This window comes from Methylosinus sp. Sm6 (assembly GCF_019802345.1).
Classification (GTDB): Bacteria; Pseudomonadota; Alphaproteobacteria; order Rhizobiales; family Beijerinckiaceae; genus Methylosinus.
Map to the genome: position 1 here is coordinate 54510 of NZ_JAINDZ010000005.1, position 26260 is coordinate 80769.

Below are 26260 nucleotides of genomic sequence, written 5' to 3' on the forward strand. Positions count from 1 at the left end.
TGGGCAGAGGGTCGCAATAGTCGTGCCGACAATCTCATGATTACGCGCGAAGCGGGCGGAGAAAAACGAGCGAGCCTTCAGGCGCGCTCTCGAAGCCCATCAAAATCGATGACGCAGGCCACTAGCCGCCGAACAGCTTCTCGAAGATGTTCTTCTCTTCGGCCGGCGCGGCCCGGCGCGGCCGCGACCGCTGCTCCGGGATGTCGGCCGGCGGCAGCAGCGCCTCGAGTCCATGCACGGCGTTCGGATCCTCCGCGTCGGCGGTCCTCGCCGCGCGCGCGTCGCGCGCCGTGCGTCGCGGCGCCGGCTGCTCGGCGGGCTCGTCGGAGGAGAACAGTCCGAGCAGCGGCGCGAAGGGCGAGGCGCTGTCGGCTCGCGAGGCGGAGGCTTGCCGCCATATCCCCGAAGGAAGCGCGGCGACCGGCACGCCCTGATGCGCCGCCTTCATGAAGCGGCTCCACACCTCGACCGGCAGATTGCCGCCGGAGACCTTCTTCGTCGGCGAGTTGTCGTCATTGCCGAGCCAGACGCCGGCGACGAGATGCGGCGTGTAGCCGACGAACCACGCGTCGCGGAAATCCTGGCTGGTGCCGGTCTTGCCGGCCGCGCGCCAGCCCGGCAGCTCCGCCTTGCGGGCCGTGCCGGTGGAGAGCGTCTCCTCCATCATCATGTTCATCATCGCCACATGTTGCGGCTCGATGACGCGGCCGTTGCTCGAGCCCTTGCGGGCGTAGAGCTGCTTGCCGGAGGCGCTGCGCACCCGGGAAATGATGTGGGTCTGCACGCCGATGCCGCCATTGGCGAAGGGGGCGTAGGCGGCGACGAGCTCCAGCGGCGTCACTTCCGACGTGCCGAGCGAGATCGAGGCGTTGGGCTGCAGCTCCGAGACGACGCCGAGCCGGTGCGCCGTCTTCACCACTGTCTTGGGGCCGACCTCGAGCCCGACCCGCACCGCGACGGTGTTGAGCGACAGCGCGAGCGCCTTGGTCAGCGAGACGGGGCCGAAATATTCGCGGCTATAATTCTCCGGTTGCCAGCCCTTCACATTGATCGGGCCGTCCTCGCGGATCGTGTCCGGCGTCAGCCCGTGCTCCAGCCCGGCGAGATAGACGAAGGGCTTGAAGGCGGAGCCCGGCTGGCGCTTGGCGGCGACGGCGCGGTCGAACTGGCTGTCGGCGTAATTGCGGCCGCCGACGAGGGCGCGGATCGCGCCATTGGGATCGAGCGCGACGAGCGCGCCCTGGGTGACGCCGAACTTGTCGCCCTTCTTGTCGAGCTCGTCGGCGAGCGCCTTTTCGCCGGCGTCCTGCAGGCGGCGGTCCAGCGTCGTCGTGACGACGATGTCCTGATCGATCGCGCCGATCGTGTCGTCGAGCATGTCCATCACATAATCGGCCGCGTAATTGGCCGAGCCGCCGGCCTGCTCGCGGCGCGCGCGCGCCGGATGGGCGAGGGCGGCCTTGGCCATCGCCTCGCTGATATGGCCCTCCTGGGCCATTGCGGTGACGACCTGGCCCGCGCGCTCGCTCGCGCCTTCCGGGTTGCGGTCGGGCGCGAGCTTGCTCGGCGCCTTCATCAGCCCGGCCAGCACGGCGGATTCGGCGAGGGTGACGGCGCTCGCCGGATGGCCGAAATAGCGCTGCGCCGCCGCCTCGACGCCATAGGCGCCGGAGCCGAAATAGACGCGGTTGAGATAGAGCTCGAGGATCTGGTCCTTCGAATATTTGTGCTCGAGCCAGAGCGCGAGGATCGCCTCCTGGATCTTGCGCGAGACCGTCCGCTCCTGGGTGAGGAACAGATTTTTGGCCAGCTGCTGGGTGAGCGTCGAGCCGCCCTGCATGGCGCCATGGCCGACGATGTTGCGCGTCAGCGCGCGGCCGATCCCGACCGGATCGATGCCCCAATGCGAGTAGAAGCGCCGGTCCTCGATGGCGACGAAGGCCTTGGGCAGATAGGCGGGCAGGTCCTTGATGCGCACGGCGGCGCCGCCGGTGTCGCCGCGATTGGCGAGCAGCGAGCCGTCCGCGGCCAGAATGGCGATGTTGGGCGGCCGCTTGGGCACCGCCAGCGTGTCGATCGGCGGCAGCTGCGCGGCGTGATAGGCGGTGAGGCCGGCGGCGCCGATCACGCCCCAGATGGAGCCGACGAGGCCCCAATAGACGAGGCCGCCGAGCAGCGAGCCCCCGCGGCGCTTGGGCGGAGGGGGCGCGGGAGCCTCCGTCGCGGCCGGGGCCTTGGCCTTGCGTTTCGCCATGCCGATTCTCTCATTGGGGTCGGCGCGAAGATCGCCGGGCCCGTCCTCCGCGAATCGTGGCTCGCGTCGCCGCTTCTCGCGCGTCATGGGTCGCTCGCCGCCTTCGGCGCTCCGCTGCTTCCGATGGGTCCTGCGCGAGGATAGATTTAAACCGGCCGATTTAAGGGCCGGTAAAGCGTGGCGGGAGGGGATCGGCTCGCGCGGCCTCCCGGAAAAGGCTCGCCCGCGAATTCGACGCGACGCAACGCAGATTTTGCTCGAAAGCTCGCACCCACGTGAGCGAGGCGCTGGCGCATGCAAAAGCCCACGCCCGATGCGTGGCGCGGGCAATAATGCGACTCCGACGGGCCGCCGGAGTAGCTTTAACCGAACCGCTCCCAAGCCGTCTGACGCGAAACGCCGAGCTTTTCGCCAATTGCCGCCCAACTGATGTCTCGCGCTCGCAGAGCGTCAACAACTTCGCCGAGGTGACGACGATGCGCCTCCGCCGTCGCGTTCAAGGGGCCGAGCACGTCGAGCAATCGCTCGGTCGGCCAGTTCGTCGGCTCGAAATCGCGCGGCAACGCCGCCTCTCCGCTCATGAAGAGGCGACAGGCTTCCACGCATTCGTCGCAAATGTGTATGCCGCCGGGACCGGCCGCCAGCTTGGCGACTTGGCGTTCCGACTTGCCGCAGAAGGAGCAGCACAGACCTGTCTTGAGTGGCAGTTTCATGGGGCCTCCGTCAGGCTTAACCTGACTGTAAAGCATAACCTGACATATTGTCAAGGCGGTCCTGACGACAGGACGTTGGTCTATCGCCGCCGCGCAGGTGCGGCTAGAAAAGCATTTTACACCAATGGTTTCTGCGCAAAATGCCCCTCGCGTGCGAATTTCGAGGTCGTGTCCCCTCCGATGGTGTAGCAGTTCGGGAGCAAGCCGCTCGCGACGCGCGCTTTTCAAGCGCATCCGGCGCGCAACAGACAGGCGCGACATCTGCGGCTATTCCGTGCGCGCTACGCGGCGCAGGCGGCGCAGGCGATGCATGCTCACCACCTTCTCGCGGACATGGGCGAAGAAGCGCGGCGGCAGCATTCCGTAGACGATGCTGGAAAGATCGCCGTTGACGGCAGGGCGCAAATCTGGTCCCGGCCAGACGAAATCATTCGTCTCCGTCAGAACGATCCACGATCGTTCGGAATCCAGCCCGAGGCGCTGCTTGGTGATGGCTGGAATTTCGACGGCTTCAGTCGCATCCACGGGCGGCGTGTGGGTGATCGGCAGGACGCCGACGAGCGGCGCTTCGCCGGCTTCGCCCGCGAGAACGACGACGACGGCGCAGGGACGGTCCTTCACGCCTTCTTCCCTTCCTTCGCGCGCCTCCCGCTCCCATAGATAGGAGTAACGGATAACCAGACCGGGACAGGGAGCTGGCCAGCTCACGGATTCCAGTCTTTCAACTCTTCGTCGAGATGCTCATAGCCGGCGGGGACTTCCGCCTTGGCGATCAGCGCAATCTCTTCGTCGCTCAGCTCTTCGACCAGCCGAACGCGGCGGTCGCGGCGCTTCAAGCGCCGGTATTCATCGACCGAGAGCAGCACGCAGCTCTCGCGCCCATTCCGCGTCACCGCGACAGGCTCGCGCAGCGCGAGGTCCTGATAGCGTCCGATGTTGCGTTGAAAATCAGCGGCGGAGACTTTGAGCACGTGTCGCCCTCTTTTCATGCATATCGCATAATCTATGCAATCTGCATGAGATTGTCGAGAGCGAGAGGGCCGATCCCGCGAGGGTCCCGGTCGCGGAGCCGGTCTGGCCGGAGCCGCCTCTTGCGCGACGCGCCAGGGCTTGTCAAAGTCCGGCTCTTATAATTCGAAGGGCGGCACGGGTAGAGCGCTATGAAGATCACCATCGAAAGGGCGGCGCTGCTGCGTGCGCTCGGGCATGTTCACCGGGTGGTGGAGCGGCGCACGACCATTCCGATCCTCGCCAATGTGCTGCTCGACGCGGCCGAAGGCGGCCTGCTGCTGAAGGCGACCGACCTCGACCTCGAGATCACCGAGAAGGCCCCGGCCGAGATTCCGCAAAAGGGCGCGACGACGCTTCCCGCCCATACTCTCTATGACATCGTCCGCAAGCTGCCGGAGGGCGCGCAGGTCTCGCTCGAGGGGACCGGCGAGCAGGGGCTGTTCCTGCTGCGTTCGGGCCGGTCGCGCTTTCAGTTGCAGAGCCTGCCCGAGAGCGATTTTCCCGATGTCACCTCGGGCGAGTTCTCGCATCGCTTCCAGCTCGCGCCGACCGACCTCAAAAAGCTGATCCTGAAGACGCAATTCGCCATCTCCAGCGAGGAGACGCGGTATTACCTCAACGGCATCTACCTGCATGCGACCGAGGTCGAGGGCCATCAGCTGCTGCGCGCCGTCGCCACCGACGGCCATCGCCTCGCCCGCGTCGAGCTGCCGGCGCCGGCGGGGGCGGCCGGAATGCCGGGCGTCATTCTGCCGCGCAAGGCGGTCGCCGAGGTGCTGCGCCTCGTCGAGGACGCGCAAGGAGCGGTGGAGATCGAGCTGTCGGTCAACAAGATGCGCTTCTCCTTCGGCGAGACGGTGCTGACGACCAAGCTGATCGACGGCACCTTCCCCGATTACGGCCGCGTCATTCCCGCGGGCAACGACAAGCGCCTCACCGTCGAGCGCGCGGCGTTCCGCGAGGCGGTCGATCGCGTCTCCACCATTTCGTCCGAGCGGGGCAGGGCGGTGAAGCTCGCTCTGGGCGAGGGGCGGCTGGTGCTGTCGGTGACCAATCCCGACCAGGGCTCGGCCGTGGAGGAGATCGAGGCCGATTATGACGGCCCGCCGATCGATATCGGCTTCAACTCCCGCTATCTGCTCGACATCGCCGACCAGCTCGACAGCGACACGGCGCTGTTCCGCCTCGCCGATCCCGGCTCGCCGACGCTGATCCAGGACCGCGACGGGGCGAGCGCGCTCTATGTGCTGATGCCGATGCGGGTGTGAGGCTTCGCCTTTCACGCCGCGCGGCGGGGGCGTCTCGAAGCTCCGCTGCGCAGGCTCTCCAATACGCGCGGCTCGATCCAGTAGAAGCTTTGAAAGGCTGGAATTTCGCCGCGTGACGCTCTTTCGCCGAGAGCAAGATTCGGTTCAGATCTGGTCGGATGCGAGTATCTTTTCGGCTTCTTTGATGGCGTCCGCATCGGGAACATAGATGTTGTTCTGACCTGAGGCTTTCGCGGCGGCATATCCTTTCAAGTATATTTCTAAATCATCCGTCGTGATCTTGCGGCCATGTTTCAGGCTCGCATCGCCTTGCATTCCGCCGCTCATTCTCAGTTCCGAAAGAGAAAATGCCAAATCTTCCGCCGCTTTGGTTTGGCCCGGATGAGGATCCAATAGATTTCCGTGGCTATCGCTGTGCATGCCCAAGCGATTGCCGTCGCTATCATAATAACCGCCGTCCTTTACGGTGACGCCGGTCGTGCGTTTGATCAGATCGATGTCCGAAGCCGTCAGATACGAGAGTTCGTTAATGACGTAGCCGCCAGTCGCCGCTACGGAATCCAATCGAGCGCGGGAGCTTCCGAAAAAGCCGGTTCGTAGCTCTTGTTGCGTTGGCGGGGCGCCTGCGAGCGCATCCTGATCATAATTCGTCGATGAGTCGTTGCTCTGCGTCGACGAGCGCTGTGGCAGGAAAAGATAACGACTATTCGAGCTAGAGACATGCATGATCTTGCAAAGCTCCAATTGATATCGGAAATACCTTACGACGGCCTTCTTGCTCGAGGCTGACGAAACGTCTGGCGGGCGCTCTGCAGTTTTGGGGCCCGCTTATTGTGCCTTCGACACCAGACGAACGCCATTTATCGCGAGTTCGCCGCCTCGTCGCAGAGCCGCTGGAGAGCCGTCTATTTCGCCTCGATCTCGACAATCTCGATGGTCGCATCGCCCGCGTTGCGCAGCGCGGGCGCGGCGTCGGCCTCGCGCCACTGAAAGCCGCCTGGCTGCAGCGCCATCGCCTGCTCGCCGCTCTCCCACGCCTCCATCAGCAGCCCGCCCTCGACGACGATGCGCGCCATCGGCGCCGTCTGCGCGAAGCCCGGCGCCGATTCGCCCGGCTTCAGGGTCAGCCGCCAGCCGCGCAGGCGCTCATTGTCGATGATCTCGCGATAGGCCGGCGGACGCGCGGAGGTCGCTCGGCCCTTCGGCGCGTCCTGCAGAAATTCGAAGCCGATGAAGCGCAGCGGCTGGGGACCGACATTCTGTCCGCGATGCACGAGGGGTTTTTTCGAGAAGGCGCCGAAGGCGGCCATGCCGCGCGGCCAATGCGTGCGCGTCGTCTCGGACTCGCCCCAATTCTGCAGCAGGAGATCGCTGTCTCGCACCACGACGAACACGAAGTCGCGCGAATGGCGATGCCAGCCCGCCTCCCGGCCGGCCGGAATCGGCACGTCGAGCAGTGCGACCTCGTCGTTGTGGAAGACGGGAATGTGAAACGGCGCGCGTTCGACCGGCGGCGCCTCGGCGCGAGCGGGCGAGGCGCCGAGGAGAATTGCGGCAAAGAGGAGGATCAGCGTGCGCATGTGGTGTCCTCTGCTGTTCGCGAGCCTTGCCAAAGATCGCGCGCTGACGCAATCTTTCGAGCGCCGCCCGCCCCAGTGAGAGCGACATGACCTATCTCGTCACGCATTTTTGGGCCTGGTGGATGGCGGCGCTCGCGATCGGCGCGGCGACGGCGCTCGCCCTCGCCCGGCGGCCGGAGCGCGGCGCGCTCGCCGGCTGGCTGGCCTGGTTCGGCCTCGCCTTCATCGTCGGCTTGGCGGTCGCCGTCCTGCATCTTCTCGCCGGCCGCGCCGGTCTCTGGCTCGAGACCGGCCTCGCGCTGTTCGCCGGCTTCCTCGCCGGCGCGGCGCTCGGCGCTCTCGCCGGCGGCCGCTCGTTGCGCGAGCATGAAGGCTGGGCCGTCGGCCTCCTTCCCCTCGCGCTGGTCTTCGTCGGCGCGAATCTGTTCGCGGGCCGCTCGCTCGAAGCCGAGCTGCAGCGTCAGGCGCGCGCCGTCGTCGAGAAGCTCGGCGGCGACGCGGCGCGGGTCGAGGCGGCGGGGCGTGACGTGCTGCTGCCCCGCGATGCGGCGAGCCGCGCCGAGGCGGAGCATGGAATTGCGCAAATCATCGGCGTTCGCCGCATCCTCGCGGCCGACGCCCCGCCGGCGGACGAGGAAAAGCGCGTCGCCTCGGCCGAGCCGCCCGCGCAAGCGCCCACGCCCGCCGATCCGAAGGAGCCGCCAGCCCGGCCGACGCGGCCGGCCGATGAGGCAATTCGCGGCGTCGTCGCGAAGGCGGAGCCGGCGCCGCCGGCCGGCGAGCTCGACGCCGCAGCCTGTCACGAAGCCGTGGCGGCGACGCTGGTCGAGGAGCCGATCCGCTTCACTCGCAGCGGGGTCGGCATCCGGCGCGTGTCGAGCGGCGCGCTCGACAAGGTCGCCGCATTGCTGAAGCGCTGCCCCGCCGCCGCCGTCGAGGTGCGCGGCCTCGGCGACGCCGCAGACCCGGGCGAGCGCAAGGCGGCGGGCGCGCGCGCCGAGCGCGTGGCCGATTATCTCGGGCGCATGGGCGTCGAGCGCGGCCGGCTCATCGCGCAAGGACGGCCGATGGCCGGAGCGGAGCCGGGCGTGGAGCTGGTCGTCGGCCACCGCCGCTAGACTAGTGCTTGCTTCATCGAATTTGACGGGCTTCGAGAGCGAGCCCGAAGGCGCGCGGTCCAGGGGCCGCGCGTGGACCGCGAGCCTCCAGGCTCGCCCTTTCACCCAGTGAAATCGGCCAAGTCACGCCACTGGTCGCCGCAAAATGGGCCAGATCTTCGCCGAAAACGCTGGCTTGGCCGATTCTCGGCGGATAGGCTTTCTTCGCAATTGCGCGCAATCATCGTCGCCTTGCGATAGCGGACAGGGCGGCGGGCGTCGATGCGGTTTCGGGCGCGGGGAGGTCATGAATCGGGCGGCCTCGCGGCCGCCCTGCTGCTCGTCGCGCTCTCCGGCTCCGCCGGCGCCGAGCATTTGCGCGGCTCGGTCGCGGCCGTCCCGCTCGCGCCGCCGCGCGCCGCCGCGCCCGCGCCGGAGCCGGCCGATCTTTCCGGCAGGCGTTCGGAGCTGCGCGGGCTCGAGGACAATCTCGGCGTCTCCGCCGAGCAGAGGCGCAAGATCGAGGCCGAAATCCAATCGCTGCGCGCCGACCGCGCGCGGCTCGCCCAAGCGCTGATCGACGCCGCCGCCAGGATCGAGGAGCTGGAGAAGCGCGCCGAGGAGGTCGCCGCCCGGCTCGACGCCTCGCGGCGCAAGGAGCAGGCGCTGGTCAAGTCCCTGGCCGGACGGCGCGAGCTGATCGGCGAGGTGCTGCTGGTGCTGCAGCGCATGGACCGGCGCCCGCCGCCGGCGCTGCTGGCGCGGCCCGAGGATATTCTGGAGGGCATTCGCGCCGCCATGCTGCTCGGCTCGGTGCTGCCGCAGATGCGCGGCGAGATCGAGACGCTGAAGGCCGACCTCGGCGAGCTGGTCGCGCTGCGCGGGAGCATAGAGACCGAGAAGACGAGCCTCGCCAGGGAGGTCGCCGATCTCGAGGAGCAGCGCGTGCGGCTCGCGGCGCTGGTCGACGCGCGGCAGAAGGCGCTGATGCTGGCGCAGAGCGCGCTCGATTTCGAGGCCGAGCGGGCGAAGGCGCTCGCGGCCAAGGCGACGAGCCTCAAGGAGCTGATCGCCCGCATGGAGGGCGAGGTCGAGGCGGCGCGGCGCGCGGCCGAGGCGGCGCGGCAGGCGGACGCCGCGCGTGAGGCCGCCGACGCCGCCGCCTCGAGGGCCAGCCGGGTCAAGGCTCTGGCGGCGCCGTTCAAGGATGCGGCGCGGCTCGCGCCGGCGGTCGCCTTCGCCGATCTGAAAGGCCGCCTGCCCTTGCCGGCCGCGGGAGCGGTGGTGAAGCGCTTCGGCGCGCCGGACGGAGCGGGCGGCGCCGAAAAAGGCGTGTCCATCGCCGTGCGGGACAAGGCCGTGGTCGCCTCGCCCTGCGACGGATGGGTGATTTTCTCCGGTCCCTATCGGAGCTATGGGCAACTCTTGATCATCAGCGCCGGCGGCGGCTATTATGTCACTCTGGCCGGCATGGACCAGATCTCCGTCGCCGTAGGCCAGTTCGTGCTGGCGGGCGAGCCGGTTGCGAATATGGGCGGAGGCGCCGTGAGGACGGCGGCGGCCATTGCTATCGGCGCGAAACAGCCCATTCTCTATGTCGAGTTTCGCAAGGACGGAGCGTCCATCGATCCGGGCCCATGGTGGGCGAAGCCGGAGATTCAGAAGGTTGGCGGATGATGCGCAGGGCCTCATTGATCATCACGGGTATCGTCATCGGAGCGGGTTTCGCCACTCTGGGGCAGCAGGCGCGCATGGCTCTGGGGTCGACGGCTCTGGCCGCGGCCGCCGATACCTATAAGAACCTCAGCCTGTTCGGCGACGTGTTCGACAAGGTGCGCGCCGATTATGTCGAGAAGCCCGACGAGCAGAAGCTGGTCGAGTCGGCGATCAACGGCATGCTGACCTCGCTCGATCCGCATTCGAGCTACCTCGACGCCAAGGGCTTCAAGGACATGCGGACCCAGACCGAGGGCAAGTTCGGCGGCCTCGGCATAGAGGTCACGCAGGAGGACGGCCTGGTGAAGGTGGTGTCGCCGATCGACGACACGCCCGCCTCGCGCGCCGGCGTCATGTCCGGCGATCTCATTTTCGCCATCGACGACGAGAATGTGCAGGGCCTCACCCTCAATCAGGCCGTCGACAAGATGCGCGGCCAGATCAACACGCCGGTCAAGCTCACTTTGCTGCGCGGAAAAGACCGCGAGAAGGTCGAGGTGAAGCTGGTGCGCGCCGAGATCCACATCAAATCGGTGCGCTCGCGCAAGGAAGGCGAGGACGTCGGCTATATCCGCATCTCGCAGTTCAACGAGGAGACCTCGGACGGGCTGCGCTCGGCGATGCAGAAGTTCCAGCAGGAGCTGCCGGGCGACAAGCTGAAGGGCTTCATCGTCGATCTGCGCAATAATCCGGGCGGCCTGCTCGACCAGTCGATCCAGGTGGTCAACAGCTTCATCGACCATGGCGAGATCGTCTCGACGCGCGGCCGCACCGCCGACGAGACGCAGCGCTACAACGCCCGCGCCTCGAGCGACATCTCGAAGGGCAAGCCGGTGATCGTGCTGATCAATGGCGGCTCGGCCTCGGCCTCGGAGATCGTCGCCGGCGCGCTGCAGGACCATAAGCGCGCGACGATCCTCGGCACGCGCTCCTTCGGCAAGGGCTCGGTGCAGACCATCATCCCGCTCGGCGGCGCCAATGGCGCGCTGCGGCTCACCACGGCGCGCTATTACACGCCATCGGGCCGCTCGATCCAGGCCAAGGGCATCGATCCGGACGTCACCATCCTGCAGGACGTGCCGGACGAGCTGAAAGGCAAGGACGACACCAAGGGCGAGGCCTCGCTCAAGGGCCATCTGAAGAATGGCGACGACGAGAAGACCGGCTCGCAGGCCTATGTCCCGCCGGATGCGACCAAGGACAAGCAGCTGATCGCCGCCCTGGACATGCTGCACGGCCGCTATAAGCCGCAGAGCGCGGCGGAGCCGGCGAAGTCGAAAGCCGCCAACTGATCTCGCGCGCGCCGCGGCCTCGAGCGGGCCGCGGCCGCGTCGCCCGTGCGTCGTTTCCTGCCCGCTCCCGGCCGCGTCCCGTCATGAATTGGCTTACCTCTCTCGCAAATCCGGCCGTGTTCCTGCGGCTGACCCGCGCCGTGCTGCCCTGGCTCGCCGGCGCGAGCTCGGCTCTGCTCGGGCTCGGGCTCTATCTCGCCTTTGTCGTCGCCCCGCCGGACTATCAGCAGGGCGAGACCGTCCGCATCATGTATATCCACGTGCCGGCGGCCTGGCTCGCCATGTTCGCCTATGCGGCGATGACCTCGGCGTCGCTGGGCGTTCTGGTGTGGCGCCATCCGCTGGCCGACGCCGCGCAGAAGACCGCGGCGCCGCTCGGCGCCGCCTTCGCCTTCGTCTGCCTCGTGACCGGATCGCTGTGGGGCAAGCCCATGTGGGGGACTTATTGGGTGTGGGACGCGCGCCTCACCTCCATGCTCGTCCTGTTCCTGATCTACCTCGGCCTGATCGCGCTGCGTCAGGCCATGGAGGATTCCCCGCGCGGCGCGCGCATCGCGGCGATCATGACCCTGGTCGGCTTCGTCGATATTCCGATCATCAAATATTCGGTCGACTGGTGGAACACGCTGCATCAGCCGGCCTCGGTGTTCCGCGCCGGCGGGCCGACCATCGCGGCGTCGATGCTGTGGCCGCTGCTGATCATGGCGCTCGGCGCGACGGCGTTGTTCCTCGCTCTGCACCTCACCGCGATCGGCAACGAGATCCTGCGCCGGCGCGTGGCGCGGCTGACCTTGCGAGCGGTCGCCGCCGGCGAGGAGAGCGCGCCCGGAGACGCGCTGGAGGCGGCGCAATGAGCGAGACGCATTGGGGCTATGTCGTCGTCGCTTACGGCGTGACGGGGGCGACCGTGCTCGCCATTGCCCTGCGCATTTGGCTCGAACGTCGACGCTTGACGGCGGATCTCGCCCGTCTCGAGCGCGAGGGCGCCAGCGAGGAGAGCGAAGCGAAATGAGCGTCGATCTTTCCGGCTCCGGGCCGACGCCGCGACGTGGGCTGGCGCTGTTCCTGCCGCTCGCGGCGTTTCTGCTGCTCGCCATCTTGTTCTTCTTCCGCCTGTTCGCCGGCGACGCGTCGCGCCTGCCTTCGGCGCTCATCGGCAAGCAGGCGCCCGCCTTCGCTCTGCCGGCGCTGCCGGGCTTTGCCGGCGTCGGCGGCCTCAGCGGCGATGATCTGCGCAAAGGCCATGTGAGCGTCGTCAATGTGTTCGCCTCCTGGTGCGTCCCCTGCCGCGAGGAGCATGCGCAACTGATGGCGCTCGCCGGGGACGCGCGCCTCGCCGAGGCGGGCGTTTCGCTCGCCGGACTTTCCTACAAGGACGACCCCGCCAATTCGCGCCGCTTCCTCGAGGAGGTCGGCAATCCCTATGGCGCGATCGGCGTCGATCTCGCCGGCCGGGTGGCGATCGATTTCGGCGTCTATGGCGTGCCGGAGACCTTCGTGGTGCGCGGCGACGGAACCATCGCGTTTAAATTCGTCGGGCCATTGACGCGGCAGGCGATGGAAGCCACACTCGTGCCCGAGATCGAAAAAGCGGCGCGCTGACCTTAGGCATGAACTCGGCGTCAACTCTTTCGGCGTCGACTGCCGGCGCAGCTCGGCTCGAGCCGCCTCGCCCCCTGCGACACGCAGCCATGTGTTCATGATGTTTATTTCCGCTCGGCTTTCCGCCCTTTCAGGAGAATTCGAGGACGCCGCCGTCGAACGCGCGTTTCGAGAAGAGCGTTTTCCCGAAACGGCGCGTCAGGCGCGTCTGCTGTTCTTTTTCTCCATCGTGCTCAACACGCTGTTTCTCGCCAGCGACTGGCGCTTCTTCGGCGCGCCGCATTTTTACGTCGCCGTTCCGGCCCGGTGCGCCGTCATCCTCGTCGCGATCGTCGCCTATTGCGGAGCGCGCCGCTGCAGAAGCCGCGTGGCTCTCGAGCGCTGGCTCATCGCGTGGGAAGCGGTGACCGCGCTCGGAGTCGGCGCCCTCGTCACCTCGCGCAGCGACATCGCGCTGTTCGTCGTGCTCATGCTGCCCTCGATCTATTATCTCGTCGTTCCGACCGGCTTTCTGTGGACGGCGATCGGCGGCGTCGGCTGCAGCCTCGTGATGCTGCTCGGCTACACGCTGCCCGGCGGGTCCGAGACCGCGCTCGGCATGACCTTCGCGATCGTCATGCTGAATGTGGCGTTGATGCTGACGGTGACCAACTCCAATCGTCTGCGGCGCTTGGAATGGTCGGCGATCCGCTCGGAGCGGCTCGCGCGCACGCGCCTTGCCGACAGCCAGAAAATGCTCGAGGCGGTGTTCTCCGCGCTTCCGGCGCCGCTGATCGTCGGCGATCTCACCAACGGCCGCGTTCTGCGCGCCAATCAGGCGGCCCGCGGTTGTTTCGGCGACGCGGCGGATCTCGAAAGCCTCAATCTGGCCGATATCCGCATGGACCCGGCCGATCGGGCGCAATTTCGTCGCATCTTGGAGACGGAGCGCCGGGTGAGCGGCTTCGAGGCGAGCATCGGCGGACCCGACGGGACGAGGCGCGAGCTCTTGATTTCCGCCGCGCCGATCGAGGACGCCGGCGTCGCCGGAGTCGTGATGTGCGGCGTCGACATCTCCGAGCGGAAGGCGGCCGAGGCGCGGCTCGAACGTCTCGCGACGACCGACGCGCTGACCGGGGTCGCCAATCGCAACCACTTCTTCGCGCGCGCCGAGGCGGAAATTCGCCGCGCGGCCCGCTATCGGCGGCCGCTGTCGGTGCTGATGGTGGATCTCGATCATTTCAAGCGCGTGAACGACGAGCACGGCCATGCGGTCGGCGACGCCGTGCTCGCCGAATTCGCCATGCTCTGCGCGCGCCTGCTGCGCGCCGACGATCTCATCGCCCGCTATGGCGGCGAGGAATTCGTGGCGCTGCTGCCGGAGACGGACGAGCAGGGCGCGATCGCGGTCGGCCATCGCCTGCGCGAGGCGGCGACGCAGATTCGCCTGCCCGCGGGATCGGCCTCGCGCCGTCTGACGATCAGCATCGGCGTCTCTCCGGTGCTCGCGGGAGACGCCGCCATCGAGGCCGCGCTCGCCCGGGCGGACGAGGCTCTGTATCAGGCGAAGGCCGCCGGCCGCGACAGGGTGGTCGCCTCGGCGGTCGCCGCCGCCGACGTCGAAGCGGCGTGAGGCGCGCTGTCGCGCCGCGCCTGTCGCGGCGCCGGATTTACTCGCCTTTAACAGCCGACGTCCCAATGATGTCGCACGGCGAGATCAGGACGCGCGTCCCGATGGCATGACGCCCTCTCGTCGCGCCGGACAATCCGGACGTTTTGCATCTCTTTCATCGAGCGTCGACCGAGGAGATTCGCGCGGAGCGCCGCGCATCCTCGCCCTTTGCTCACGATCGCGGCCCGGCCGCTAGATTCCACGAGCTTTCCGGAGTTGCGACAGTGACCGACGTCGCCTCGATTTTCCCGACGAGCCTGCGGACCCGTTCGGCCATTCTTTTTTCCGCGATCGCGACGTTCGCGGCGCTGCAGGCCGCGGTAGGCTGGTTCCTCGCCGTCGATGCGCAGTCCTTCGGGTCGTGGCGGGGGAAAGCGCAACTCCTTCTCCTCGTTTTCGCCGCCGCCATCATGCTGCTGAGCCTCGTCGTCGCGATCGGCGTGCGGCGGCGCGTCGTCGATCCGCTCGCCGCCGTCACCGACGCGATCCAGCATCTCGCGCGCGGCGACACCGAGCACCGGCTCGAGATCGGCGTCTGCGCCGACGTCGTCGCACATCTCGCCGACGCCTGCGAGAATTTGCGTCAGGTCATCGTCGATCACGCGGCGGACGAGCAGATGATCGCCGAATCCAATGCGGCGCAGGCGCGCATCGTGCAATTGCTCGGCGACGGCCTGTCGAAGATCGCGCAAAAGGATTTGACCTGCCGTCTCACCGAGAAAGTCCCCTACGCCTATCGGGGGCTGCAATCCGACTTCAACACGGCGATGGAGCAGCTGTCGCAGGCGATCGCCGATGTCGCCGAGAGCACGCAGGTGCTCGGCGCCGGCATGCGCGAGACGGTCGCGGCGGCGGATGATCTCTCGCGCCGCGCCGAGCGTCACGCCGCCAATCTGGAGCAGACCGCCGCCTCGCTGGCGACGATCACGGGCGCGGTCGGCTGCACCGCCGAAGACGCGGAGCAGGCGCGCAAGATCGTGGCCGGGGCGAGCCGCGACGCCGAGAAGAGCGGCATGATCGTCAATCAGGCGATCGGCGCGATGGGCGACATCGACCGATCCTCGCGCAAGATCGGCCAGATCATCGGCGTCATCGATTCGATCGCGACGCAGACCAATCTGCTCGCGCTCAACGCCGGCGTCGAGGCGGCGCGCGCCGGCGAGGCCGGACGCGGCTTTTCCGTGGTCGCCGCGGAAATCCGCGATCTCGCGCGCCGCTGCGCCAAGGCGGCGAAGGAGATCGAAGATCTCATCTCCGCCTCCAATGCGCAGATCGACCGCGGCGTGGCTCTGGTCGGCGAGACCGGAGCGGCGCTCGCCCGCATCGTCGAGCAGATCGCCGGGGTCAATGACGTCGTCGCCGAGATCGCCGATCGCGCTCGCCGGCAGGCCGCCAATCTGACGGAGGTCAATGCGGCGGTGGGCCAGATGGATCAGTTCACGCAGCAGAACGCCGCCATGGCGGAGCAGACGACCGCGGTCAGCCATCGTCTCGGCGAGGAGACCATGGAGCTGATCGCATTGATCAGAAGGTTCCGCGTCGATGCGAGCGCGCCCGTCGAGGCCGCGCAGGCGGAGCGCAGGCGGCGCGGCGCCGGCGCGCGGGTCGCGGCCTCGCCGCAGGCGGCCGAGCGCCGCGCGCCGAAGGATGAACCCGCAGCGGCGTTCGACTGGATCGAGTTTTGAGCGCCGCGCGCAAGTCCGGCGCAAGAGGCGCCATGATATCGAAGGTCGCCGTCGTCGCCCGACGGAGAGAGCGCTGTGCGCCCGACATGCGCCGACGGCGCCGGTCCCCTGGGAGTTCCCTTCATGGCGATGGTTTCGCATGCGCGACTCGTCTTCGGCGCGCTCGGGCTGGCGGCGGCGCTCGCCGCCTGCGCGAAGCCGGCCCACGAGATCGCGCCGACGCCGATCGATCCGGTTATGTTCGCGGGCAAGAGCTGCTCGCAGCTCGTCGCCGCGCGGGCGCGCCGCTCGCAGGCGCTGATCTTCGCCGGAATGGCGCAGAATCAGGTGAGCGACGACGATCGGATGCGCACCCTCGGCGTGCCGACCCCGGTCGGAACCCTCTTCGACGGCGATCGCGAGCCGGAAGTGGCGCGGCTGAAGGGCGAACTCCACGCCATCGGCGCGCAAATGATCGTGATGAATTGCGGTCCCGACTATCGCTGAGAGCGGGAAGCGCAACGCGATCAAAGGCCGCTATGCACAATCTGAGATTGTGTGACAGATTGATTCGATTGACGCTTTCATATAGTCATCGAAGAATGCGAGCGCCGACGAGCGACAGGCCGACGAGCGACAGGCCGACGAGCGACAGGAGGTCGTCATGACCAGTTTCGATCCGCGCGCGTCGCGGCGAGACGGCGAAACCTCGGGCCGGCCCGCGCGCGCCGCGCCCTTCTCGATCGCGGAATGCAGGAGCTGCGCGCCCGAGTTGCGCGAGGCGCTGGAAGTGCTCGACGATGAGGCGCGGGGCGTCGTCAATCAGCTGCTCGCGCGGGTCGAGGGCGGCGGCGCGGACGGGACGGCCTTCCTGAAAGCCGCGACGACGGTGCTGCTGTCGGTCGCCGCTTCGCTGATGGAGACGGCCGCCGAGCGCGGCAGCGAGCTCGCAGAGGTCGACTCGTTCAAGGACGCGGCCGAAGCCGCAGCGCAATGGGCGAAAAGCCACAGATTGCGTGATCTGCTCGACGGCGAGAGTTGATCCGCCGTTTTCAGAAGAATTCGGAATCGCCGCTGGACTCCGCGACCTCCGACCGAGGACGATCGGCGAGGCGGGCGGCGAGCTCCGCGAGACGCACGCGGCGCGAGGCGGCCGCTCCCGCGACCTCCCATTGACGGGGCGCGAGCTCCGCGAGAGCGGAAACGAAATCCGACAGCGCCGACAATGTCTGCTCGATCGCGTCGATGGCCTGAGCCGAACGGATGAGCTCGTGCTTTTCCTTCACATTGTGCCAGGCGACGCCCTCGACGAGGCAATGCAGCCGATCCGTGCTCGCGGCCGTTTCGCGCAATTCGCGCGCGACGCGGCCGAGAATGTCGGTCATCGCCTGGGGCGCGTCGGCGTGGTCCGTGTGCGGCGCGGCGATCATCAGAACAGCTCCAGCGAACCGGCGGCGGGCAGCCGGCTGATCGCCGCGGGCGGCGTGGGCGCGACCGTCGGCGTCGGGCCGGAGAGAAGGCTTTGGCGCGCGCGGCCGGATACCGGCGAATATTCGATCCTGCGGCCGCGATCGCCGCCGAGATCTTCGGCGACGAGCCTTATGCCCTCGTTCTGCAGGAAGCGCTTGGCGAATGCGGCGTTCTTGGCGCCGATGTCGGAGAGCCCCTCCATCATGCGCGCGCCGCCGAACAGCTTGCCTTCGAGGCGATCGCGCCGCGCGCCTTTCTTCAACAGACCGTTCACGAGCAGCTCCATGAGATGAACGCCATAGCGCTCGGCGTCGCCGCGGCCTGCGCCCATGTCGCCGGGAAGAAGGAAATGATTCATGCCGCCGACGCCCGCCTCCGCATCCCTCAGGCAGGCGGCGACGCAGGAGCCGAGGACAGTGGCGAGAACCGTGTCGGGATCGTCGACGACCCGATACTCGCCCTGGATGATGTGAACGCGGTTGCGGCCGTGGCTCATCGCGGTCATGAGAGCTTGCCGATGATTGCTTCCAGCGCCTTCTTCAGCGCGGGAACGGTGAAGGGCTTGGTGAGGAAGTTGTTCACGCCGAGCTTGATGGCGTTCTCGAGCACTTCCTTGTCGCCGCGGCCGGTCAGCATGATGAACGGCACTTTCTTCGTCGGGTTGTAGCCGCGAATGGCCTTCAGCAGGCCGAGGCCGTCGAGCTTGGGCATGTTGAAGTCGGAGATGACGAGATGGGCGGGCGTGCTCATCATGAACTGCAGCGCCTGCTCGCCGTCGCCGGCGAAGAAGATGTTGCGGACGCCGAGCTCCTCGAGGCCGTCGCGTATGAGCATGCGGCTCGTGCTGGTGTCGTCCACGATCAAGACTCTGAGCTGGGCGGCGATCGACATGTCCTACCTCGTCATCCTTGTTGGTTCGTCGAGTTCACGATATGCGCTCCGATCCTGTGCAGGGGGAGCTGCCTGGCGACGCTGCCGATCTCGAAAGCCGCTCTCGGCATGCCGTAGACGAGCGACGTGCCCTCGTCCTGCCCGATCGTTTCCGCCCCCGATCGGCGCATCGTCAGCAATCCTTCCGCTCCATCGCGGCCCATGCCCGTCAGAATGACTCCGAGCGAGCGCTGTCCGGCGGCCTCGGCCACGGAATTGAACAGCACGTCGATCGACGGCCGATGGCCGTTGACCGCATCGGTCGACGTCAGGCGGCAATGCAGTCCGCCGCTCTTCTCGACCGTCAGATGCGTGAGGCCGCCCGGCGCGACATAGACATGCCCCGGCCGAATGGGCGCGCCGTCGACCGCTTCGCTCACGCGCGGCTTGCACATGCGGTCGAGTCGCGCCGCAAAGCTCGCCGTGAAGACGGGCGGCATGTGCTGCGTGATCACCGTCGGCGGACAATTTTCCGGAAATTCCGAGAGCACCGTCAGCAGCGCTTCGACGCCGCCCGTCGACGAGCCGATGGCGACGAGACGTCCGTCCGGCTTGAAGGCCGGGGCCGCGCGCTGAGGCGCCGGCTGCGCCCGCGGCGGCTCGCCGCGCGACAGCGGCGCGGAGGCGACGGCCTTGATCTTCGCGGGCAGCGTCTCGAAGGTGCGCGGGTCCTTCGGCGAGGGCTTGGCGACGCAGTCGAAGGCGCCGATCTCCAGCGCCTTGATGGTCGCCGACGCGCCTTTGTCGGTCATCGACGAGACCATGATCACCCGCGTCGGTCGCAGCCGCATGATCTTCTCGAGAAATTCGAGGCCGTTCATGTTCGGCATCTCGACGTCGAGCGTGACCACGTCGGGGTCGAGCTCCTTGATCGCTTGCCGCGCCTGAAGCGGATCGGCGGCCTCTCCGACGACCTCGATCGCCGAGTCGCGGCGCAAAGTGGCGGCGATCAATCCGCGCATCGTGGCGGAATCATCGACGATGAGAACACGAATGGACATTATCCACGCCCTCGACTGCGTAAACGATAGGTGGTGACGCCGTCGCTCTCGAAGGAGGCGGCCGCGGCGCCGGATATTCTTTCCGAATGACCGATGTACAGGCGGCCATCCGGCTGGAGCAGATCGACGTAGCGGCTCCACAGCGCCTCCTGCGTCTTGTCCTCGAAATAGATCGCGACGTTGCGGCAGAAGATCGCGTCGAAGCGTCCGGACATCGGCCAGCGGCCGATGAGATTGAGCTCACGAAACGAAACGAGCGACGCCAATTCTTCGCCGACGCCCCAATCGCCGCGCCCGTCGGCGGTGAGCGGCGTGAACCAGCGCGTCTTCAGGCGAGGCGGCACCGCCTCCATCACGTCCGGGCCGTAGACGCCCTCGATGCCGGCGGCGACCATATTGGGATCGATGTCCGTCGCCAGGATCTTCACGTCGAGGCGCGCGGCCTCCGGAATGACCGAGAGCACCGACATGGCGATCGAATAAGGCTCCTGGCCGTTCGAGCAGGCGGAGGACCAGATGCGCATGCGCGCGCCCTTGCGCACCGCCGCCGCGCGCGGCGCGAGCACGAGCTCCTCGAGGTGCTTGAAGTGATGCGGCTCGCGGAAGAAGCGTGTGACGTTGGTGGTGAGCGCCGCCAGCATCTGCTGCCGCTCGTCGACGCCCGCCTCGCTCGCGACGAGCGCGCAATAGTCGCGGAAGCTCTCGAGCCCCAGCGTGCGCAGGCGCTTGGCGAGACGTGAATAGACGAGCGTCGCCTTGGTGTCGGGCAGATGAATGCCGGCGTCCTCATGCAGCAGAGTGGCGATCTTGCGGAAGTCGGCCTCTGTCAGCAGGAACTCGCCGGGCACGATGGCCCGACCCGCGGGCGCGGTCGATGAACGCATCTCACTTCACTCCGCCGCCATCGACATCGCATCCGCCGCGATCATATCGGCGCGCGGCCGCGCCACGATCGCGTCGACATCGAGGATGAGCGCCACGCGCCCGTCGCCGAGGATGGTCGCGGCGGCGATGCCGTGGACATGGCCGTAATTGGTCTCGAGGCTTTTGATCACCACCTGCCGCTGGCCCTGGATCGCATCGACCAGCAGCGCGCATTTGGCGCCGCTCTCCGACTCGACCAGCAGCGCGACCTGCGAGGTCGGGTCGATCGGCTCGTCGCGATACATCAGCACCATGCCGACGTCGATCAGCGGGGTGAAGGCGGCGCGGCTGGCGATGACGCGCGCGCCATTGCCGAGCTCGTGCACGCTCTCCTTCTTCGGCTGCAGCGTCTCGATGATGGCCGTCAGCGGCACGACCAGCGTCTGGCCGCCGACCGTCACCACCATTCCGTCGAGCACTGCGAGCGTGAGCGGCAGGCTCATCGAGAAGGTCGAGCCGCGGCCGGGCACGGAGGAGATCGACATGCGTCCGCCGAGCGCCTGGATGGCGCGCTTGACGACGTCCATGCCGACGCCGCGGCCGGAGATGTTCGACACGGTGGAGGCAGTCGAGAAGCCGGGGAGAAAGATCAGATTGTCGATCTCTTCATCGGTCAGATTGGCCTCCGCCGGAATGAGGCCCTTGTCGATGGCGATCTGACGCACGCGCGCGCGATTGATGCCGGCGCCGTCGTCCGCCACTTCGATGACGATGCGGCCGGAGCGATGCGTGGCGGAGAGACGCAGCGAGCCTTCCTCGGGCTTGCCGGCGGCGACGCGATCCTCCGGCCTCTCGATGCCGTGATCGACGGCGTTGCGGATCATATGGGTGAGCGGATCGGTCAGGCGCTCGATGACGGTCTTGTCCACTTCCGTGCCTTCGCCGTCCATCACGAGACGCACGGATTTGCCGGTCATCGCCGCCACCTCGCGCACCGTGCGCGACATGCGCTGGAACACGGGCTTCACCGGCTGCGCGCGAATCGCCATCACGCTGTCCTGAATGTCGCGCGTCAGCTGCTCGAGCTCGTCGAGGCCGATCGCGACGGAAGAGGCGCGCGACAGCCCCGCCTCGGAGACGCGCTGCGACAGCATGGCCTGATTGATGACCAGCTCGCCGACGAGATTGATGAGCCGATCGACGCGGTCGAGGTCGACGCGAATGGTCGTCTGCGCGGCTGCGGCGCCGTCGCCGCGCTGCGCTTCCGGCTTGGCCGGGGAGGGATGGCCGCGCTCGTCGTCGGCGGCGGCGGCCGGAGCGGGGACAACCGGCGCCTCGGCTTCGATCCTCGGCGGACTCGCCGCGGCGGCGATGCAGACGGGCGCGTCGCCCGGCTCCAATGCCTCTTGCAGCGCCTCGAGCAGCTTGCCGACATCGGCGACGGAAATGTCCAGCTCGCAGTCCCATTCCACGAACTCGAAGATCTCGCGCACGCGCGCTTCGGGCTCGCTGGTGCGCAGACGGATCGTCCAGGAGAGATAGGCTCCCTCCGGATCGAGCTCCGACAGCAGCGGAATGTCATGCGTGTCGCATTCGACGATGGCCTCGCCGAGCTGCGCGAGCTCGCGCAGCAGGCGCACCGTCTCATTGGCCTTGGCGTAGAGTCCGGGACCGGGGCGGAAGCGGATGATGAAGTCCTGCGTCGCGGGCGGCTCGTCGTCGCCGCTAAGATCGAAGATCGAATCGAGCGAGATCGCCACGGGCTGGAACTCGAGCGACTCCAGGCTCTCTTCCTCCTCGTGCGCGCCGGCCGCGGCGTCGCCGTGCAGCGCGCTGAGCTCCGCCGCAATGGTCCTCGCCGCATGGGCGTCCGCCACAGTGTCCTCGCGGGCGGCGCGGACGAGGTCCGACAGCACGTCGGAGGCGCGCAGCAGCGTCTTGGTCAGCGAGGGGGTCGCCGTGAGCTTGTTGGAGCGCAGCAGATCCAGCGTCGTCTCGAAGACATGGACGAATTCGACCAGCTGATCGAAACCGAACGCGCCCGCGCCGCCCTTGATCGAATGAACGGCGCGAAACACGGCGTTGACCGTCTCGGCGTCGCATTCGCCATCCTCGATTTTCAGCAGCCCGCTTTCGAGCTCGACCAGCTGTTCTTCGCATTCCTGAAAGAACGTCTGCTTGATGGAGGCCATCGGGTCCACGGGCGCTACTCCTTCGCTACTCGAACGAGACTTACACGGCGACGCGGCGAATCGCGTCCACGAGCTTGACCGGATTGAAGGGCTTGACGATCCAGCCGGTGGCGCCGGCGCGGCGGGCGCGATCCTTCTTGTCGCCGTCGCTTTCGGTGGTCAGCACCAGGATCGGAACCGCGCGATGCTTCTCGTGGCGACGTACGCCCTCGATGAAGCCGAAGCCATCCATGCGCGGCATGTTGATGTCGGTGACGATCACGTCCGGCGTCTCGGTCTCGAGAACCTCTAGCCCATGCACGCCGTCTTCGGCCTGCACGACGGAGAAGCCGGCGTCCGAGAGCGCGAGCAGCAGCATCTCCCGCATGGTTCTCGAATCATCCACTGTCAGAATGGTCTTGCTCATTTCTCTGTATCCTGTTCCGAGATGTCGGAGATCTGTATCCCGAGAGTTGCAAGCGCGGCGAGGAATGGCTCGGATGCGTCGGCGACGACGAGCGAATAGCCGTCCGCCGCCCATGTGGAGCGCGCCGACAGCAGCACCTGCACGCATTGAGCGCCGAGCTTCTGCACATTCGAGGCGTCGACCGTCACATGGCCGCCGCGCGCGTTGAGCAGCTCGCCGGCGAGCGGAGAGGCCGCGCGAATGTCCAGTATCTCGGCAAGCCGCATGGTGATCATCGATCGGTCCTTTTCGCAGCGTTTCGAATGATGCGCTCAGGCGGCGTCCAGAATGGGCTCGGGCAGGAGATTATGGATGGTCAGCACGCTGATCATCGAGTCGCCCGAGGCGACGACGCCCTTGACGAAGGTGCGGGCCATTTCCGAGGCGACTTCCGGCGTCGGCTGAATGGCGTCCGGCGTCAGCGTCAGAATGTTCGACACCGCGTCGACGAGCAGGCCGACGACCTGATGCGCCGACTGCACGACAATGACCGCATGGCGCGCCGTCGGCTCGCTCTGCGTCAGTCCGAGGCGAGTCGCGAGATCGATGACCGGCAGCACTGCGCCGCGCAGATTGATGACGCCGCGCACGAAGCTCGGCGAATGCGGCAAGGGCGTCGCCGGCGTCCAGCCGCGGATCTCGCGAACCGCCATGATATCGATGCAGAAAGTCTGCGCGCCGATGTGGAAGGCGATGAATTCCTTCGCGTGGTTCGTCGCGCTCGGGGAATGCATGTCCGCCATGGTCAAAACTCCTCCCAGCTATGCTCCGATTGCGACTCCTGCGCCTGCAGCGCGACGGCGGAGCCGCGGTGCGCGGGCCGGGCGCCTCTCTGCGTCCGCGCGGCGAGCCGCGGCGCCGGCGCTTCGGCGCCTCGGCGCGCCGCGTGAGACTCGACAATGTCGTCGTCGCCGAGCTCGAATGTCGCGATCGATTCGGCGAGCCGCTCGATGTCGTATTTCAGTCCGTGGCTCGACGCGGTGGTCTCCTCCACCATGGCCGCGTTCTGCTGCGTGAACTGATCCATCTGCGTCACCGCGGCGTTGACCTCGCGCAGTCCGGTCGCCTGCGCTTGAGCGCCATCGGCGATCTCGGCGACGACCTTGTTGGCCTCGCTCACCTGGCCGACGATGCGGCCGAGCGCGGTTCCGGTCTGCGCGACCAGCGTGACGCCTTCCTCCACCTGCCCTGACGATGTGGAGATCAGTCCTTTGATCTCCTTGGCGGCTTCGGCGGAGCGCTGCGCCAGCGCGCGCACTTCCGACGCGACCACTGCGAAGCCGCGTCCGGCCTCGCCGGCGCGCGCCGCCTCGACGCCGGCGTTGAGCGCGAGAAGATTGGTCTGGAAGGCGATCTCGTCGATGACGCCGATGATCTGGCCGATCTCGTGCGAGGAGCCTTGAATGCGTCCCATCGCATCGATCGCGCGGCGCACGATGTCGCTGCTTCTCTCCGCGTCGGTGCGCGCCTCGGAGACGATGCGGGCGGCGTGCTGAGCGCCTTCCGATGTCTTGTAGACGGTGGTGGAGATCTGCGCGAGCGCCGACGTCGTCTCCGCGAGGCTCGCCGCCTGCTGTTCCGTGCGCTGCGCCAGCGCGTCGGCGGCGGAGGCGATCTCGCCGGTCTTCGAGCTCAGTCCGTGGACATGCCCGATCATCTCGCCGAACGCGGCGCGCAGCTTGTCGACCGAAGCATTATAGCTGTGGCGCAGCTTCTCGTAATCGGAGGAAAAGGACTCGGTCAGGCGGTGGCTGAGGTCGCCGTGCGACAGCTGCTTCAGAGCCGAGTCGAAGGTCCGCATGAAGAACTCATGCGCTTCGACATAGCTCCGCGATTCCGCATCGCGCGCGGCCCGGCGCTCGGCGTTGGCGCGCTGCTCGGCGGCCGCCTCCGCGGAACGGCGGCGCGCGTCTTCCCGAATCGAGGCGCGCAGCAGCTCGACAGCCTCGCCGAGCTCCGCGAGCTCTTTCGTTCCGGGCACCTGCATCGGCGCAAAGTCGACGTCGCCCGCGCGCAGGCGCTCTATGGACTCTCGCAGCGCTGCGCAGGGACGCGAGAGGCCGGTGACGACCGCATGAGCGAGCGCGCTCGCCGACCCGACGAACACTGCCGCTCCGACGCCCGCCCACAAAGGAGAAAGCCATGCTCCCTCCGCGAGCGCCGGCGCGGCGACAAGCAGAGGAGCAACGGCGACGCCGACGAAGGGCGGAACGACTCTCATGCCGAATTTCATCGCATCCCTCGTTGCTGGTTCAAAATCGGTCGGAGCGTCGTCGCGCGACAGCCGCTGAATCGATGAAGCGCGCGACGACAGGGACGCGAACCGTCCTCGTCTGCGGCGCGCCTCCGCTCGGAGAGCGCCGCAACGCCGCGTCGAAAAAAGTCGAGTGATCGGGCGCGATCCGATGGAGCATGCCGGCGCGCCGGCGTGTCGAGAGCAGCGTCATGCTTTTGATCGCTATGATTGCCAGGCGATCAACTCGACCGTAGAAAACTGTAGAGCGCGAGCCCTTAAAGCTTCCTTAGCGGGGCGCGGACGCGCGACGACGGCCCGTGGCCGAAGGCCGCGAGCCGTCTGAGAGAGCTTCTTTGCGGATGAGTCGCGCCGGATCAGGCGACGCGATGAGCCGGGATATAGGGCGTGACGCGCGGAGCGGGAGACACGGGCTCGACCTTCTGCCGCATTTCGATCGGCGCCTTCTGGGAGATCGCCTCGTCATGCACAGAAGCGGTCTCGTAGATGTTCGTCATTTCGGCGATGAAGCGCTCCATGGCCTTGAGGGCCTGATATTCCGGAATCTGCGTGAGCTGCTCGACCATCTGTTCGCGAAGCTGCTTCAATTCATGAACCGGGTGCATTGCGACCTCTCCCGAAAACGACGTGTGTTAACTTTTTAGTAAGGACAACTTGCGCGAGGCTTGCGCGATGGGCGCGCGTCAGCCGACCGAATAATAGCGATTGCGCAGCCGCGCCAGCAGCGGCTCGGACGCGGGAGCGCCCTCCGCGGCGACACGACAGCCCACATCGCAGCCGCGTTGCCAGACGACGGATGCGACATGCAGCGCCGAATATTGATCGTCGAATAGAAGGATGCGCTTCGGCAGAACGACGCGACGGGCGAGGCGCAGCCGAACGCCGGCCTCGCTGCGATTGCGGAAGACGAATTCGGTGAGGAAGCGCTCGCCGCAATCGACGATCTTGCCCGATTGGAGACGCGCGGGGCGACGCTTTTCGCGACGTCTCTCGAGCCTTTCCTCGAGGACGGAATATGCGACGTCGCGGGGACTGTCGAGAAAGCGCATGGCGATGGCGCGAACCAGCGAGCCCATGCGGCCGCGTCCCGCTTTGAAGCCGTGCAGAATAGGCTTGTCTCGCCCTGCGCCCACGATCGCGATCCTGCGCGTCTCACGAATCGAAAGACGCCTCACCGGCGCCAATCTAGCGCGCGAGCCCTTGCGACGACGTTAACATCGGCGACCTCGACGAGCTGATCGAAGCCGCCAGTTTCA

Annotated in this window: 29 protein-coding genes; 11 read left to right on the forward strand and 18 right to left on the reverse strand. The window is 67.3% G+C overall.

Translation table 11 applies throughout. The annotated features are described in order from the left end of the window. Positions 1–121: 121 nt before the first annotated feature. The 4 genes from K3F48_RS05095 to K3F48_RS05110 form a co-directional block, all read right to left on the reverse strand. Complete coding sequence (locus tag K3F48_RS05095; protein ID WP_222574342.1) at positions 122–2341, reverse strand: transglycosylase domain-containing protein; 2220 nt, start codon at positions 2339–2341, stop codon at positions 122–124. Between the two features lie 275 nt (positions 2342–2616). Next, the gene (locus tag K3F48_RS24825) at positions 2617–3228 is read right to left on the reverse strand and encodes a ClpX C4-type zinc finger protein (RefSeq protein WP_370631359.1); all 612 of its coding nucleotides are present in this window, start codon (positions 3226–3228) and stop codon (positions 2617–2619) included. A gap of 6 nt (positions 3229–3234) precedes the next feature. After that, positions 3235–3675 carry a hypothetical protein gene (locus K3F48_RS05105; protein WP_222574343.1) on the reverse strand — a complete coding sequence of 147 codons (441 nt, stop codon included), beginning with the start codon at positions 3673–3675 and terminating at the stop codon, positions 3235–3237. Continuing rightward, positions 3672–3938, reverse strand: a complete 267-nt coding sequence (locus K3F48_RS05110; protein ID WP_222574344.1) for a type II toxin-antitoxin system Phd/YefM family antitoxin — start codon at positions 3936–3938, stop codon at positions 3672–3674. Before K3F48_RS05110 ends, K3F48_RS05105 begins: the two co-directional genes overlap by 4 nt. A 189-nt stretch (positions 3939–4127) precedes the next feature. On the opposite strand from K3F48_RS05110, the gene dnaN reads away from it, so the two are divergent. After that, positions 4128–5246: a DNA polymerase III subunit beta gene (gene dnaN / locus K3F48_RS05115; protein WP_222574345.1), complete on the forward strand. Its 1119-nt coding sequence runs from the start codon at positions 4128–4130 to the stop codon at positions 5244–5246. 144 nt (positions 5247–5390) lie between these two features. On the opposite strand, the gene K3F48_RS05120 is transcribed toward dnaN, so the two are convergent. Further along, positions 5391–5972: a hypothetical protein gene (locus tag K3F48_RS05120; RefSeq protein ID WP_222574346.1), complete on the reverse strand. Its 582-nt coding sequence runs from the start codon at positions 5970–5972 to the stop codon at positions 5391–5393. 179 nt (positions 5973–6151) lie between these two features. Then, entirely contained in the window at positions 6152–6826 is a 675-nt protein-coding gene (locus K3F48_RS05125; protein ID WP_222574347.1) for a hypothetical protein, read from the reverse strand. Positions 6827–6912: 86 nt separating this feature from the next. Between K3F48_RS05125 and K3F48_RS05130 the strand changes: the two genes are divergently transcribed. The 10 genes from K3F48_RS05130 to K3F48_RS05175 all read left to right on the forward strand — a co-directional run bounded on the left by K3F48_RS05130 (position 6913) and on the right by K3F48_RS05175 (position 16890). Next, positions 6913–7944 carry a hypothetical protein gene (locus tag K3F48_RS05130; protein WP_222574348.1) on the forward strand — a complete coding sequence of 344 codons (1032 nt, stop codon included), beginning with the start codon at positions 6913–6915 and terminating at the stop codon, positions 7942–7944. Between the two features lie 261 nt (positions 7945–8205). Then, positions 8206–9600, forward strand: a complete 1395-nt coding sequence (locus K3F48_RS05135) for a murein hydrolase activator EnvC (RefSeq protein ID WP_222574349.1) — start codon at positions 8206–8208, stop codon at positions 9598–9600. Then, positions 9597–10931 (forward strand): S41 family peptidase, encoded by a 1335-nt coding sequence (locus K3F48_RS05140; RefSeq protein ID WP_222574350.1) that lies wholly within the window; start codon positions 9597–9599, stop codon positions 10929–10931. Before K3F48_RS05135 ends, K3F48_RS05140 begins: the two co-directional genes overlap by 4 nt. Before the next feature lie 83 nt (positions 10932–11014). Next, the gene (locus tag K3F48_RS05145) at positions 11015–11785 is read left to right on the forward strand and encodes a heme ABC transporter permease (RefSeq protein WP_222574351.1); all 771 of its coding nucleotides are present in this window, start codon (positions 11015–11017) and stop codon (positions 11783–11785) included. Further along, the gene (gene ccmD / locus K3F48_RS05150) at positions 11782–11943 is read left to right on the forward strand and encodes a heme exporter protein CcmD (protein WP_222574352.1); all 162 of its coding nucleotides are present in this window, start codon (positions 11782–11784) and stop codon (positions 11941–11943) included. The genes K3F48_RS05145 and ccmD overlap by 4 nt, the downstream gene beginning before the upstream one ends. After that, a complete protein-coding gene (locus K3F48_RS05155) occupies positions 11940–12533 on the forward strand; it encodes a DsbE family thiol:disulfide interchange protein (protein ID WP_222574353.1) in 594 nt (197 codons plus the stop codon). The genes ccmD and K3F48_RS05155 overlap by 4 nt, the downstream gene beginning before the upstream one ends. A gap of 97 nt (positions 12534–12630) precedes the next feature. Continuing rightward, complete coding sequence (locus tag K3F48_RS05160; RefSeq protein WP_222574354.1) at positions 12631–14145, forward strand: sensor domain-containing diguanylate cyclase; 1515 nt, start codon at positions 12631–12633, stop codon at positions 14143–14145. A 263-nt stretch (positions 14146–14408) separates the two neighbouring features. After that, positions 14409–15869, forward strand: a complete 1461-nt coding sequence (locus K3F48_RS05165) for a methyl-accepting chemotaxis protein (protein ID WP_222574355.1) — start codon at positions 14409–14411, stop codon at positions 15867–15869. 123 nt (positions 15870–15992) lie between these two features. Then, the gene (locus tag K3F48_RS05170) at positions 15993–16355 is read left to right on the forward strand and encodes a hypothetical protein (RefSeq protein ID WP_222574356.1); all 363 of its coding nucleotides are present in this window, start codon (positions 15993–15995) and stop codon (positions 16353–16355) included. Positions 16356–16512: 157 nt separating this feature from the next. After that, positions 16513–16890 (forward strand): hypothetical protein, encoded by a 378-nt coding sequence (locus K3F48_RS05175; protein WP_222574357.1) that lies wholly within the window; start codon positions 16513–16515, stop codon positions 16888–16890. Between the two features lie 10 nt (positions 16891–16900). Here K3F48_RS05175 and K3F48_RS05180 read toward each other — a convergent pair whose 3' ends face one another. The 12 genes from K3F48_RS05180 to K3F48_RS05235 all read right to left on the reverse strand — a co-directional run bounded on the left by K3F48_RS05180 (position 16901) and on the right by K3F48_RS05235 (position 26137). Continuing rightward, a complete protein-coding gene (locus K3F48_RS05180; protein ID WP_222574358.1) occupies positions 16901–17278 on the reverse strand; it encodes a hypothetical protein in 378 nt (125 codons plus the stop codon). Continuing rightward, positions 17278–17823 (reverse strand): chemotaxis protein CheD, encoded by a 546-nt coding sequence (locus tag K3F48_RS05185; RefSeq protein ID WP_222574359.1) that lies wholly within the window; start codon positions 17821–17823, stop codon positions 17278–17280. Before K3F48_RS05185 ends, K3F48_RS05180 begins: the two co-directional genes overlap by 1 nt. Then, a complete protein-coding gene (locus tag K3F48_RS05190) occupies positions 17820–18209 on the reverse strand; it encodes a response regulator (RefSeq protein WP_222574360.1) in 390 nt (129 codons plus the stop codon). Before K3F48_RS05190 ends, K3F48_RS05185 begins: the two co-directional genes overlap by 4 nt. Positions 18210–18220: 11 nt before the next feature. Then, positions 18221–19249, reverse strand: coding sequence for a chemotaxis response regulator protein-glutamate methylesterase (locus K3F48_RS05195; protein WP_222574361.1), 1029 nt, complete (start codon positions 19247–19249; stop codon positions 18221–18223). Further along, on the reverse strand, positions 19249–20133 hold the full coding sequence (locus K3F48_RS05200; RefSeq protein ID WP_222574362.1) for a protein-glutamate O-methyltransferase CheR: 885 nt from the start codon (positions 20131–20133) through the stop codon (positions 19249–19251). Before K3F48_RS05200 ends, K3F48_RS05195 begins: the two co-directional genes overlap by 1 nt. 6 nt (positions 20134–20139) lie before the next feature. Next, a complete protein-coding gene (locus K3F48_RS05205) occupies positions 20140–22305 on the reverse strand; it encodes a chemotaxis protein CheA (protein WP_222574472.1) in 2166 nt (721 codons plus the stop codon). Between the two features lie 40 nt (positions 22306–22345). Beyond that, the gene (locus K3F48_RS05210) at positions 22346–22711 is read right to left on the reverse strand and encodes a response regulator (protein WP_222574363.1); all 366 of its coding nucleotides are present in this window, start codon (positions 22709–22711) and stop codon (positions 22346–22348) included. Continuing rightward, the gene (locus K3F48_RS05215; protein ID WP_222574364.1) at positions 22708–22986 is read right to left on the reverse strand and encodes an STAS domain-containing protein; all 279 of its coding nucleotides are present in this window, start codon (positions 22984–22986) and stop codon (positions 22708–22710) included. Before K3F48_RS05215 ends, K3F48_RS05210 begins: the two co-directional genes overlap by 4 nt. Before the next feature lie 36 nt (positions 22987–23022). Beyond that, positions 23023–23493 (reverse strand): chemotaxis protein CheW, encoded by a 471-nt coding sequence (locus tag K3F48_RS05220; protein ID WP_222574365.1) that lies wholly within the window; start codon positions 23491–23493, stop codon positions 23023–23025. 2 nt (positions 23494–23495) lie between these two features. Then, a complete protein-coding gene (locus K3F48_RS05225; protein WP_222574366.1) occupies positions 23496–24983 on the reverse strand; it encodes a methyl-accepting chemotaxis protein in 1488 nt (495 codons plus the stop codon). Positions 24984–25360: 377 nt separating this feature from the next. Continuing rightward, positions 25361–25609 (reverse strand): hypothetical protein, encoded by a 249-nt coding sequence (locus K3F48_RS05230; RefSeq protein ID WP_222574367.1) that lies wholly within the window; start codon positions 25607–25609, stop codon positions 25361–25363. 78 nt (positions 25610–25687) lie between these two features. Beyond that, a complete protein-coding gene (locus tag K3F48_RS05235) occupies positions 25688–26137 on the reverse strand; it encodes a hypothetical protein (protein WP_222574368.1) in 450 nt (149 codons plus the stop codon). Positions 26138–26260: the final 123 nt, after the last annotated feature.